12 protein-coding genes and 2 tRNA genes are annotated in these 12231 nt (G+C 58.0%); 11 read left to right on the forward strand and 3 right to left on the reverse strand.

The annotated features are described in order from the left end of the window. The first annotated feature begins 74 nt into the window (after positions 1-74). The 5 genes from EL26_RS21950 to EL26_RS21970 all read left to right on the forward strand — a co-directional run bounded on the left by EL26_RS21950 (position 75) and on the right by EL26_RS21970 (position 3721). Positions 75-151: transfer RNA gene (locus EL26_RS21950), tRNA-Ile, on the forward strand. 15 nt (positions 152-166) lie between these two features. Further along, positions 167-243, forward strand: a tRNA-Pro gene (locus EL26_RS21955). 75 nt (positions 244-318) lie between these two features. Beyond that, positions 319-1479 (forward strand): MFS transporter, encoded by a 1161-nt coding sequence (locus tag EL26_RS21960; RefSeq protein ID WP_038094392.1) that lies wholly within the window; start codon positions 319-321, stop codon positions 1477-1479. A 157-nt stretch (positions 1480-1636) separates the two neighbouring features. Further along, on the forward strand, positions 1637-2617 hold the full coding sequence (locus EL26_RS21965) for a foldase protein PrsA (RefSeq protein ID WP_052036698.1): 981 nt from the start codon (positions 1637-1639) through the stop codon (positions 2615-2617). Positions 2618-2728: 111 nt separating this feature from the next. Next, positions 2729-3721 (forward strand): metal-dependent hydrolase, encoded by a 993-nt coding sequence (locus EL26_RS21970; protein ID WP_038094395.1) that lies wholly within the window; start codon positions 2729-2731, stop codon positions 3719-3721. Here EL26_RS21970 and EL26_RS24220 read toward each other — a convergent pair. Then, on the reverse strand, positions 3718-4179 hold the full coding sequence (locus EL26_RS24220; RefSeq protein WP_052036699.1) for a helix-turn-helix domain-containing protein: 462 nt from the start codon (positions 4177-4179) through the stop codon (positions 3718-3720). The genes EL26_RS21970 and EL26_RS24220 overlap by 4 nt on opposite strands. Before the next feature lie 499 nt (positions 4180-4678). Next, a complete protein-coding gene (locus EL26_RS21980) occupies positions 4679-5986 on the reverse strand; it encodes a helix-turn-helix domain-containing protein (protein ID WP_038094397.1) in 1308 nt (435 codons plus the stop codon). 267 nt (positions 5987-6253) lie between these two features. On the opposite strand from EL26_RS21980, the gene EL26_RS21985 reads away from it, so the two are divergent. Then, positions 6254-7546 (forward strand): helix-turn-helix domain-containing protein, encoded by a 1293-nt coding sequence (locus EL26_RS21985; protein WP_038094398.1) that lies wholly within the window; start codon positions 6254-6256, stop codon positions 7544-7546. Positions 7547-7592: 46 nt separating this feature from the next. On the opposite strand, the gene EL26_RS21990 is transcribed toward EL26_RS21985, so the two are convergent. Next, a complete protein-coding gene (locus EL26_RS21990; RefSeq protein ID WP_038094400.1) occupies positions 7593-8009 on the reverse strand; it encodes a hypothetical protein in 417 nt (138 codons plus the stop codon). A 178-nt stretch (positions 8010-8187) separates the two neighbouring features. Between EL26_RS21990 and EL26_RS21995 the strand changes: the two genes are divergently transcribed. The 5 genes from EL26_RS21995 to EL26_RS22015 all read left to right on the forward strand — a co-directional run bounded on the left by EL26_RS21995 (position 8188) and on the right by EL26_RS22015 (position 12222). Then, complete coding sequence (locus EL26_RS21995; RefSeq protein WP_038094403.1) at positions 8188-8490, forward strand: EthD family reductase; 303 nt, start codon at positions 8188-8190, stop codon at positions 8488-8490. A gap of 11 nt (positions 8491-8501) precedes the next feature. Then, positions 8502-9287 (forward strand): enoyl-CoA hydratase-related protein, encoded by a 786-nt coding sequence (locus EL26_RS22000; RefSeq protein ID WP_038094405.1) that lies wholly within the window; start codon positions 8502-8504, stop codon positions 9285-9287. A gap of 71 nt (positions 9288-9358) precedes the next feature. Continuing rightward, on the forward strand, positions 9359-10231 hold the full coding sequence (locus EL26_RS22005; RefSeq protein ID WP_038094407.1) for a 3-hydroxyacyl-CoA dehydrogenase NAD-binding domain-containing protein: 873 nt from the start codon (positions 9359-9361) through the stop codon (positions 10229-10231). Next, positions 10221-11030: a 3-hydroxyacyl-CoA dehydrogenase family protein gene (locus EL26_RS22010; protein WP_038094409.1), complete on the forward strand. Its 810-nt coding sequence runs from the start codon at positions 10221-10223 to the stop codon at positions 11028-11030. The genes EL26_RS22005 and EL26_RS22010 overlap by 11 nt, the downstream gene beginning before the upstream one ends. Continuing rightward, the gene (locus EL26_RS22015) at positions 11023-12222 is read left to right on the forward strand and encodes a thiolase family protein (RefSeq protein WP_038094411.1); all 1200 of its coding nucleotides are present in this window, start codon (positions 11023-11025) and stop codon (positions 12220-12222) included. The genes EL26_RS22010 and EL26_RS22015 overlap by 8 nt, the downstream gene beginning before the upstream one ends. The last annotated feature ends 9 nt before the right edge of the window (positions 12223-12231 follow it).

Here is a 12231-nt window from a genome sequence, read left to right on the forward strand (position 1 = left end):
GGGGTAGAGCATCGCCTTGCCAAGGCGAGGGTCGCGGGTTCGAATCCCGTCTTCCGCTCCATCTATTTTCAGATGGGCCTATAGCTCAGTTGGTTAGAGCGGCCGGCTCATAACCGGTTGGTCCCAGGTTCGAGTCCTGGTGGGCCCACCAACGAAGTTCAAACATCGGAACATAGCGCAGCCTGGTAGCGCGCTCGCCTTGGGAGCGAGAGGTCCAGAGTTCGAATCTCTGTGTTCCGACCAATGACGTGTTTTCAAAGCGCGGTCAGGTTCTTCTGAGCCTGACCGCGCTTTGTGTATTGAGGAGGTGCTGCCGTCATGCGTCGTCTCGTCGCAATCCTCGTCTCGATCTCTGTTGTCGGCTTGTCCCAAGGACTGATCGTCCCGTTGCTTGCGTTGCTCTTGGAGCGGCGCGGGGTCTCGGCGTTTTTTAACAGCCTCGGCACTACGGCGCTGTACTTCGGCTTCATCGTCGCCTCACCGCTGGTCGAGCCCGCCGTGCGCCGCTTCGGCGTGCGACGCACGGTGCTTGGCAGCATCGTGGTCACCGCGGGATTGACTGTGCTGTTCCCGCTGTTGGACAACAAGTGGTGTTGGTTGGTGCTGCGCTTGTTGCTCGGTCTCTCGTTGACCGGACTGTATGTGGCAACGGAGATCTGGCTCAATACCCTCCTGACGAACGAAAACCGCGGACGGGTGTTTGGGTTTTACGGCCTCTCCATCGCGATCGGCATGTTGCTCGGGCCGCAGGGGATCAACTTGTTGCAGGTCTCCATCTACGCGCCGTTTTGGCTCTGTGCCGCGCTGTACGCTCTTCCGTTCTGGTTGATCTGCTCGCTGTCGGATGCCGACGGTCGTCTGGAAGAGCACGCGGAGGGCGGTGTCAGCGGCCTGAGGCGTTTCTGGCGGCTGTTCTGGGCGGCGCCGTTTGCGCTGGGAGCGTCGTTTGTGTACGGCTACCTCGACGGCGCGTTGGTCGGGGAATTCCCGATCTACGGATCGCGCACCGGACTCACCAACGAAGGAATTTCCCTGGGGCTGACGATCTTCGTCCTCGGCTCGATCGCGTTCCAGTTTCCATTGGGCTGGCTGTCCGACCGCAAGGGCCGCCGCTTGGCGTTGCTGCTGGCGTCCACGAGCGGCCTGTTGAGTTTTTTCCTGATCCCAAGCGTACCCGGCGGGACAAGCGTATACGTCCTGCTCTTTCTCGCAGGCGGCGCGCTGGGCTCGTTCTATTCGCTGGGTCTCGCCAGCCTCGGCGACGTGTACCCGCGCGCCGATGTCGCCACCGCCAACGTCCTGTACACGATGCTGTACGGCGTCGGTTCGTTGCTCGGCCCCGCGCTGACAGGATCGCTGATTACAGCGGGCGGGCATGACTTTTTTGCGTGGTCGATCGTCGGGATGTTGCTGTGCTACATCGCGTTCGGGCTGCTCACCACCCGCCGCCGATCGGAGTCCTTGAGTCGAAGTGCGTGAATTTTTGTTCGAAAAAAAGGACAATCCTATCATTCTGTGGTATTATACCAGAGTGTAGGTAATGAAGTGGGCTCTAAAATAAAAGCTAATTAAAAACAATACCCGGAATCTTCACAGCGAGGAAGCGTACGGGTAACATACCAGGGAGGTTTATGATATGAAACAACTGATCGCAGGCGTAGTTGCAGGCGCGGTGATCGTGGGCGGCGTTTGGTTCTTCGCCGGCACGGAACAAGCGGTGGCGGTAGTCGGCAGCGACAAGATCACCGCGAAGGACTTCCACGCCAAGCTGGAGCAAGCGCAAGGCAAGGACGTTCTCAAGAAGATGATCGACGACAAAGTCATCCTCGACCAAGCGAAGCAACTGAAGCTTCAAGTCACCGACAAGGAAGTGGACGACGAACTCGCCAACTTCATCAAGGAACGTTTCAGCGGCGACAAGACCCAGTTCCAAAGCGCGCTCAAGCAATACAACATGACCGAAGACGACATCAAATCCGACATCCGTTCGTCTCTGACCGCGAAGAAGATCGCGACCAAGGACGTCACCATCTCGGACCAAGAAATCAAGGACTACTACGATAAGAACAAGGAATCCCTCGGCACTCCGGAGCAAGTTCACGCGCGCCACATCCTCGTGAAGGATGAAGCGAAAGCGAAGGAACTCTACGAAAAGCTGAAAGCCAACCCGGCTGATTTCGAGAAGCTGGCAAAAGAAAACTCCGAAGACCCGGGTTCCAAGGACAAAGGCGGCGACCTCGGCACCTTCGGCAAGGGCGCAATGGTTCCGGAATTCGAAACCGCAGCATTCGCAGCGAAGCCGAACGAAATCGTCGGGCCGGTCAAGTCTGAATTCGGCTACCACATCATCCAAGTTCTGGAGCACAAAGACGCGAAGATCCCGACTCTGGAAGAGTCCAAGGACAAAATCACCCAGACCCTCAAGGATCAAAAAGCAACTCCGTACACCGACCTGATGAAGGAACTGTACACCAAGGAGAAAATCACCATCAACCGTTCGGAGTACAAGGACATCCTCAACCCGGCGGTCGTAGATCCGACCGGTGGTGCAACCGGCGGCACGACGACTCCGGCAACCGGCGGCGATGCGACGACCCCGTCCACGCCGGCGAAGTAAGCTTCTCCTACGCACATCCGCAAAGACCCGGGCAGAATCCCGGGTCTTTTTTTGCGAGTCGAGGTACAATAGGAGGGTCAGAACTCGGAAACCGGGAAGGGAGCTTCACGGATGGACAACATCACACACGCGCTGCACGGCCTCGCGTTGTACGCGTTGGCGATGACCGACCCCGCTCTGGCCCAAGACCCGTCGGCCCGAAGCGCGTTGGTTTGGGCGACGGCACTCGGGTCGCAGGCGCCGGACTTCGATTTTGTGATCCGCCTGTTCAAGGGAGAAGTGGCGTATCTGCGCCATCACCGCGGGATGACACACTCGATTCCGGCCTGGTTCCTCTGGCCGACCTTGTTTGCGCTGGTGCTCACTCCGTTCCACCCGGGTCACTTCGGACTGATTTGGCTGTGGAGTTTTCTCGGAGTGCTCGTTCATGTGGGGATGGACCTGTTGACGACGTACGGCACGGTGGCGTTCTGGCCGCTGTCAGGCAAGCGCGTCGGCTGGGACATTCTGGCGATCGTCGACCTCGTGCTGTGGGCGATCGGCGCTTGGGGCATCTACTTGTGGTCACAAGGTTCGTCGCCGGAGCGGGTGTTGGCGGCGACGATGATTCCGACCGGCGTGTACGTGCTGCTGCGCGCGGGAATTCAACTGTTTTTGCGAGGTCTTGTGCGGCGCTCGTTTCCCGAGGAGCGAATCTGCCGCCTCAGCGTGATCCCGTCCTTCGGCTTGTTTACGTGGAAATGGGTCGCCGACACGGAGCGGGGATTTTATGTCGGAATCGCGCGTTTGGGGCAGGGGGTTTTTGTCGAAAAGAGCTTCGACAAAAACCGCACCTCCGACACACTGTCGACACACTTGCAAGCAGCCGAAGCGCAGTCGGAAATCTACCGCGTGTTCACTTGGTTCGCACGGCACCTGCACATCGAAGCACACCCCCTTCCGGACGGGGGCGTGCGCGTGGACTTGGCGGATCTGGCGTATCGGATGCGAGAGCGCATGGGGTTCACCGCGCATGTGGTGCTCGACGCCGAGGGACGCTTGGTCCACGAGTACCTCGGCGACAAACGCATCAAAAAAAACAACAAAAAAACCCACGGCGTCTAGTAAGACGTCGTGGGTTCTTTCATGTCTTCACGGACCGAGTCGTCGGCCGGATGACTGTTGGTATGGATCGCTTCCAAGAACTCGTGGAGAGCCTTGATGATACCGCGCTCGTTGTTTCTCGCATCGTAGAGTTGCTTGGCGAACAATACGTAAGGAATGGACTCTTCTTGGAGCAGGAACGCCTGGGTATCAGGTGCGAACCGCGAAAGGATCAAGTCTGCCTCGGAGTAGAGGTCTTGGTCGCCCAAATACGTCTCGTCCAAATGATGAATCGGCACCTGCAACGCATTGGCCAGTTTGCGGACGACCGCCATCGAGGGCTTGTTCCGCGTGCCGCGTTCCAAAGACGAGATGTGGCTGATCGACAGCCCGGCGCGTTGCGACAATTCATTCAACGTCCATTTCTTCTGCAGACGCATCTCGCGCAGTTTCTTACCTAACTTTGAGGTTTGTTCCATCTTCATTCCCTCCTCCCGTACACAGAGTACGATCTACTTTCAGTATAACATGTCCGATAGAATTTTGTGAACAAAATTAAAACCCCAGCAAGCGCCTTAATCAATTAATTTTATGTCAAAGGGTAGAATCTTGTCGAAACAAATCTACAGTGTTCGTTAACAAGTTTCAAACTGTACTTTCGGGCAGTTGACCCGTCTCATCAACTATCATATCCTTATGTTATTTTAGAGCACCTGCATTTTGCGTTCATTTTTCCTTTACCAACGGGTTACAGAAGTTCAAAGTGGGTCTAAAGGGTTAACACCCCGGGGACAGTTTAGGTCTTTTTCACTATTTTTACCAGAGACCTGTTGTACGAGAGTAAGCAGTGTAGTACAGTGTAAATGGAATTACATGAACTAACTGTACATGGGTCGCCTATGTCGGTTTACAGTGAGATGCAAAAAAAGAGAACCAACCCTCCCGGAGTTGATTCTCCCTCATAGTGTTGATCGGCGCTCATCGGGGCAGCTCGTGCAAGCGGCGCAACGTTTGAGCCGCCTCTCGCATCAGTTCCCAGTCGTGGGTCTCATCGGCGAGTTCGGATTGGTAGAGCGCCGCTTGAATGGCGTTCCCGCCCGTTTGCAGGGAAGAGACCGCTTCTTGCATCGCCCGCACATACTTCGCTTCGTCACCCGCCAGCCGGTCGCAACGCGCCAAGAGTCGGTATGTATGCGCCCGGTCTTCGGGCCAGATCCGGTCTCGTGTCGAGCGGGAGTCGCAAATTGCGAGCGCGGCTCGGGCGTGCTCTCGTGCTGCGTTGATGTCGTGATGGCAGAGGGCGAGTTCCGCCGTGTCGCACTCCACTTTCCAACGCTCGCGGCAATCTGTCGGTCCGAGCCGTGCGGACGCTTCGGCAAACCGAGCGGCGGCTTCCTCATACCGCTTGGAGCGGGTCATGAGCACGCCCAGCACGCGAGCGGCCGACGCAAGGGATTCGTGCGACTCTCCGTGTTCCGCAAACCACGAGTACGCTTGCATCGCCACGCGCTCCGCTTCCGGCAAGGCATCGAGCTGCATCAGCAACTCCGCTTGTTGCAGGCGGCTGCGCGCGACGCCGTCCGGTGCGCCGACATCGCGGTACACGCGTTCGGCGCGCAGGGAGGCTTGCAGAGCTTTTTCGCAATCGAGGTTCTGCAGATGCGCGTCGGCGAGTCGCTGCAGGATGTCTCCCGTGTGACGGTCGACATGCTGGTAGCGATGCACGACGACGAGCGCCTGCTTGAAGACGGCAATCGCCACGTTGGTGTGGCGTTCGCCGAGCTCGATGTTGCCGATTTGGTAGAGCGATTGGATTTTGCGCGGGATGTCCTTGACGGCGAGGAAGTGGTAGTACGCCTGGTTCATCGACTCCCGGGCACACGCATAGCGCCCGAGCTTGGCAAAGACCAGACCCAACTGGAATTGCACCAGTCCGAGGATCTCCTCGTACCCCGGCTGCTCCACTGACACCCAAAACATGTCGTACAAAAGCGTCACGGCCTCGTCGTAGCGCTGCTCCCGCAACCGCTCGTTCACGATCTCAAACAAGGCCGGAGCCGACTTGGTGAAATCCGGGTAGGAGATCAACGCAAGCTCGGGCGGCATGTCCAGCACGGAGCAGAGATACAGGACGGTCTCGACCGTCGGCTTGATCTTGCCCTTCTCAATGTTATTAACAGCTGTCGGCGACAACTCAGCGCCCGCCACCTCGCGCATCGTCATGCGTTGCGCGGTGCGACGCTCTCGAAACAGATCGCCGATCGGGACTTTAGAATGATTCTTCATCTCGGAACGCTCCTCCCTCATGTCGAGAAACAAGCGCTGGGAAAGTGTCATCTTATGACAAATCTTGTTGGAATATGTCAATAGTATATCAATGGTTGAGCAAGCTTACAACCGATTCCTTGAAAGTGAACATGTCAGTTTGGTTGACATTCTTTTAAGTCTAGATATAATGAAGTCAAGTGAGGAAGTCTGTAAGTTCCTGTTGAAGTAAAACGAAATGAAGTTTCTAATTATAAATGACCTGACAAAAACTGGAGGAGAACAGCTATGAAAGCAACGTTAGGACAGAAGATACGAGAACTCCGCATCCGCAAAGGGCTGACCCAATCCGACCTCAGCGCAGGGCTGGTCACCCCGTCGATGATTTCGCAAATCGAATCGGATAAAGCAAACCCGTCGCACAACCTCTTGGCGTCGATCGCCGAGAAACTCGACACCCCGATTGAATATTTCTTGACCGACACCGAAACACAGATGGAGAAAGTAAGCGTCTACAAAATTGCCAAAGCGCTCATGGCGACCAAGGAATATGAAAAAGCGATCCCGATGCTGCTCGAACTGGAAGGAAACCCGTCGCCGCACGTCTCGTCGATCGACGTGGCGTACGACATCGCCGAGTGCTTCCTCCACACCGGCCACTACATGAACGCGACCGAGCGTTTTGAAGCGGTGCTCGATTCCGCGATGGCGCGCAACGACAACACCATCGCACTCTTGGTGCTCAATCAACTGGGCGAGCTTTCGTTCTTGGAGAAAAACTACCCGATCGCCATTCACTACTGGAAAAAAGCGCACGAGATGATCAAAAAAGGCCAACCGGCAGAGCTCTACCTGCACGCGAAGATCGTGCAAAACCTCGGCTCCGTCTACTACAAGCTCGGCGAGTACACCGAAGCTCTGCAATACTACCGCGAATCGAATGAACTGTTGGAGGGTTCGCACCACTTCAAGCAAATCGGCGACATCTACCTCGACCTGAGCTTCACCTACCGCGACATGGGCGAGTTTGAAAAGGCGGCCGAATACTCGCAATTCGCGCTGTCCATCTTCCAATCGCTCAACAACATGAAGCTCACCATCGACGTCAAAGCGAAGTACGGCATCGTCAAGGGCGAAACCGGCCAACTCGAAGAAGCGGTCACCATCCTCGAATCCTGCATGAACGAATACCGTGAAATCGGCTGTGAGCGTGAAATCGGCATCGTGCACAGCGACATCGCGCGCATCTTGATCCAAGGGGCGCAAGGGGACAGCGCGTACGAACACTGCGAAAAAGCCCTCCGCTACTTCGAAGAGGGGACGCTGGAGCGCGCGCATGTCTACCGCATGAAAGGCCAAATCGAATCGGTGCGCGGCGACTTGGAAGCGGCGACGTCGCTGATCCAACAAGCGATCGACGTGTACAACTCGCACCAATCGTTCGGCGAACTGGTGAAAGCCTACTCTCTGCTCGGCGACATCTACAAAGACAAAGGCCAATTCAAAGAGGCGATGGAATGCCTCGAAAACATGAACGCCGCGATGGAAGAAAACCTCCGCGAGCGCAAGATTGTTATCTAATATACGTATAAAAAAGACCGTGGCCCGTCAGGCTGCGGTCTTTTTCTCAACTCCAGAACGTCTTGCGCGGGCCGCGTGCCGACCCATCGGCGAGCAACGAGCGAAAGAGGCGCTCCGTCCAGTAGCCGAGCGTCATCGCAAACACCGCCAGCACGCCGAACGTGAGGGCCATCAGCAGGCGGTAGCGCGCGCCCTCCATCTCGTGGGTCAGCGCCCAACTGACGAGGCAGACCGCCCCGAACACGCCGACCGACAATTCCCGCCACAGCCACTTCGACGCAAACATCATGCCGTAACAAGCCAGCCACACCGGCAAAAACCCCACCAAAAACAAACTCAACCAAAACGCGTGCAACACGCCGTACGCAAATTCGGCGATCGAGAAATTCACCAACACCACCACGGCGCACCAAAACGCCGCAAACAACACATGTCTCCACGAAAGGGCTCGGAGCACAGACATCACAGTCACCTCCTGCCCGCAGTCTTTCCAAAATCCGAAGAATTCATACAGTTCTAATTACCCGATATGACGAAATATTGTTGAATGTTGTGAAAAGCGTCATATATAATGGACAGAGCAGGACCCGAAAAAGTTTGTAAGCGCTTTACGATATACACATTCTAGGAGGTTGCCACACATGGTGAAAATGATCGCTGTCTACAAACATCCGGAAGATCTGGAAGCCTTCAACGCCCATTACTTCGGGACGCACCTCGAACTGAACGCGAAGACCCCGGGTCTCGTGAAAACCGAAATCAATAAATTCTTCGACCTGCGCGGCGGAGAAACCGAATACTACCTGATGGCGGAAATGTACTTTGAATCCCTCGACACGCTGAAAGCGTCCTTCAAAACCCCGGAAAGCAAAGCGGCGGGCGAAGACCTTCAGTCGTTTGCCGGCGGCCTCGTGAAATTCTGGTTCGCCGAAGTCGTGGAGTAGGAGGGGATTTCATGTACGAAACCATCCTGTACCAACTGGAAGAAGGCGTTTTGACGATCTCGCTGAACCGCCCGGACGTGATGAACGCGTACAACGACGTCATGGGCAAGGAGCTGTATGACGCATTCAAGCGCGCCGAGGAAGACGACAACGTCCGCGCCATCGTGTTGACCGGCACCGGCCGCGCGTTTTGCTCCGGCCAAGACTTGAACATCGGCAAAGACGGCTTCCAGAGCATGAACAACCTCACGAACGACGTTCGCGAGCGGTACAACCCGTTGATCACGTTGATGCAGACGATCCGCAAGCCGATCATCGCGTCGATCAACGGCGCGGCGGCGGGAGCGGGCGCCTCGTTTGCGATGGCGTGCGACTTGCGCATCGCGTCCGACAAGGCCAAGTTCACGATCGCGTTCTGCAAGATCGGCCTCGTGCCGGATTCCGGAGCGAGCTACTTCTTGCCGCGCCTCGTCGGTATGAGCAAAGCGATGGAACTCGCGCTGACCGGCGACGTCATCGACGCGCACGAAGCACAGCGTATCGGCCTCGTCAACCGCACCGTCCCTGCCGACCAGTTGGAAGACGCAACCCGCGAGTTTGCGAAAAAAATCGCATCCGGCGCCACCTACGCGCTCGGCTTGACGAAGCGTTCGATCTACCAAGGTTCGGAAAACGACTTGCTCACCGTGCTGGAAACGGAAGCGCAATACCAAGGCATGGCCGGCCGCAGCCGCGATTTTAAGGAAGGCGTCACCGCGTTCCTCGAGAAGCGCGCGCCGGAATTCAAAGGCAAATAACGTCCCTTCAAGCAGGAGCGCTGCAGTTGCAGGGCTCCTGCAATGCTACTCTACATCCTGAGGTGAAAGAGATGGAGAAACGTCTGGTCACTTCCCGACCCGTTGCGGTGCTGGGCGGCGGCACGATGGGCATCGGCATCGCCCAAGTCGCCGCGGAGCAAGGCTACACCGTGCGCCTCTATGACATTACCGACGACGTGTTGGACAAAGCGCTGGCCGGACTGCGCGGCCGCTTGGAGAAACTGGAGCAAAAAGGCAAACGGCCGGCCGGCGACACCGAGCTCGTGCTCGGGCGCATCGTGCCGACGTCGACGCTCGACGCGCTGCATGACGTGGCGTTGGTGATCGAAGCGGTTCCGGAAAAACTGGAACTCAAGCGTGCGATCTTCAGCCAACTGGAAGCGATCTGCCCGCCGGACGCGGTGCTCGCTTCCAACACCTCTTCGATTCCGATCACGGCGATCGCCGGCGGATTGAAGTCGCCGGAGCGCGTGGTCGGTTTGCATTTCTTCAACCCGGCTCCCTTGATGAAGCTGGTTGAAGTGATTTCCGGCATGCACACGGGAGCGGAAGCGGTGGCGTTTGCGGACGCGTTTGCGATAACGCTAGGCAAAACCACCGCCAAGTGCATCGACACGCCGGGATTTATCGTCAACCGCGTGGCACGGGGCTTCTACGGCGAAGGGCTGCGCTTGGTCCAAGAGGGTGTCGCCACGAAAGAGCAGATCGACAAAATCGCGCGGCTGGGCGGCAACTTCCGCATGGGGCCGTTTGAGCTGATGGACTTGATCGGCATCGACGTCAATCTTTCGGTGTCGCAGTCGGTCTACCACGCGACGTATGAAGAACAACGCTACCGTCCGAACCCGATCCAAGAGCGGATGGTGCACGCGGGCGACTTCGGCCGCAAGACCGGAAGGGGGTTCTACCGCTATGACCAGTAAAAAAGTTCTCGTCCTCGGCGACGGCACCGTGGCGGCAGAACTGGCTCTGGAATTGAAGGCAAAGGGATACAGCGTCGACGACTATCTGCATCCGGGGCCGCTGGAGTCTTGGAACGAGAAGCCGTTTGAATACTTGGCGTCGGAGTTTTACCGCTTGGAGTTTGCGTCGTACGAGGCGTTTTTTGTGGCGTTGACGGCAGAGCGCGACGTGCAGCGCCGCGTGGTGCGGGAGCTGGAATTCCGCATTCCGAAGCAGACGCCGCTGTTCGTCTCGGCGATGTCGCTGTCGGCGACGGAAATCGCTTCGTGGTGCCAACATCCCGAGCGGTTGATCGGTTTTGGGTTTGTGCCGCCGCTCTCCGGTGTGCAGTGCTTGGAGATGACCGTGCCCTTGCAGGCGGACAGTTCGTTTTTTGCCGAAAAAGCGGCAGAGAGCGTGCTCGCCGACTTGGGCAGGGAAGCGGAATGGGTGCAGGACAGCGCCGGTCTGGTGCTGCCGCGCCTCGTGTCGGTGATCATCAACGAAGCGGTGACCGCGCTGGTCGAAGGCGTGGCGAACGCGGACGACATCGACATCGCGATGAAATTAGGAACGAACTACCCGCACGGGCCGCTCGCTTGGGCGGACAGAATCGGTCTCGATCAAGTGTACGCCACGCTCCAAGGCGTGTACGACGAGCAGCAGGAAGACCGCTATCGTCCCGCTCCGCAGCTTCGCCGTCTCGTGATGGCCAAGCGCTTCGGCGTGCGCTCCGGACAGGGATTCTATCGATACGAGGGAGGGGAAGTCAATGCGTGAAGCTGTGATCATCGATGCGGTGCGGACTCCCATCGGCCGCTACAACGGCGTGTTCAAAGACGTGCGTCCTGACGACCTCGGCGCGCACGTCATCCGTGCGCTCGTCGAACGCACGGGGATCGACCCGGAGTTGATCGACGATGTGATTTTTGGCTGTGCAAACCAAGCGGGCGAAGACAACCGCAACGTGGCGCGCATGTCCTTGCTGCTGGCGGGCTTGCCGACATCGGTTCCGGGCGTGACGGTCAACCGTCTGTGCGCATCCGGTCTGGAAGCGGTCAACCAAGCCGCAAGAGCGATTCTCGCGGGCGAGGGGGACGTGTTCATCGCCGGCGGGGTGGAGTCGATGACCCGCGCTCCGTTCGTCATGGCTAAGCCTGAAAGCGGTTTCCCGCGCGGCGACATGCGGATGTTTGACACGACGATCGGCTGGCGTTTCACCAACCCGAAACTCGCCGAGATGTATCATCCGTACAGCATGGGCGAGACGGCGGAGAACGTCGCGGAGCAGTTCCACATCTCCCGCGAGGACCAAGACGCGCTGGCGTTGCGCTCGCAACAGCGGGCAGCGGCGGCGATTGCGGCCGGGAAATTCCGCGACGAGATCGTGCCGTACTCGATCCCGCAGCGCAAGGGCGAACCGATCGTCGTCGACACCGACGAGCATCCGCGCGCGGACACGACGCCGGAGAAGTTGGCGAAGTTGAAACCGGCGTTTCGCGAGGGCGGTTCCGTCACGGCGGGCAATTCGTCGGGCATCAACGACGGCGCGGCGGCGGTGCTGGTCATGTCTCGTGAAAAAGCGGAAGCGCTCGGCTTGAAGCCGCTCGCCCGCTATGTCGCAGGAGCTGCGGCGGGCGTCGACCCGAGCATCATGGGCGTCGGCCCGATTCCGGCGGTGCGCAAAGTGTTGAAGCTCGCGGGGCTGACGATCGATCAGATCGACGCGTTTGAAGTCAATGAAGCGTTTTCCGCGCAAGTGATCGCCTGCGCCCGCGAACTCGGCATCGATCTGGAGAAATGCAACCCGAACGGCGGCGGCATCGCGCTTGGACATCCGCTCGGGGCGACCGGCGCGCGCATGGTGACGACGCTCGTCCACGAGATGAAGCGCGAAGGGCACCGCTACGGCGTGACGACGATGTGCATCGGGGTCGGCCAGGGCTTGGCGGCTGTTTTTGAGCGGCTCTAGGGTGACGGA

The organism is Tumebacillus flagellatus (assembly GCF_000714935.1).
Classification (GTDB): domain Bacteria; phylum Bacillota; class Bacilli; order Tumebacillales; family Tumebacillaceae; genus Tumebacillus; species Tumebacillus flagellatus.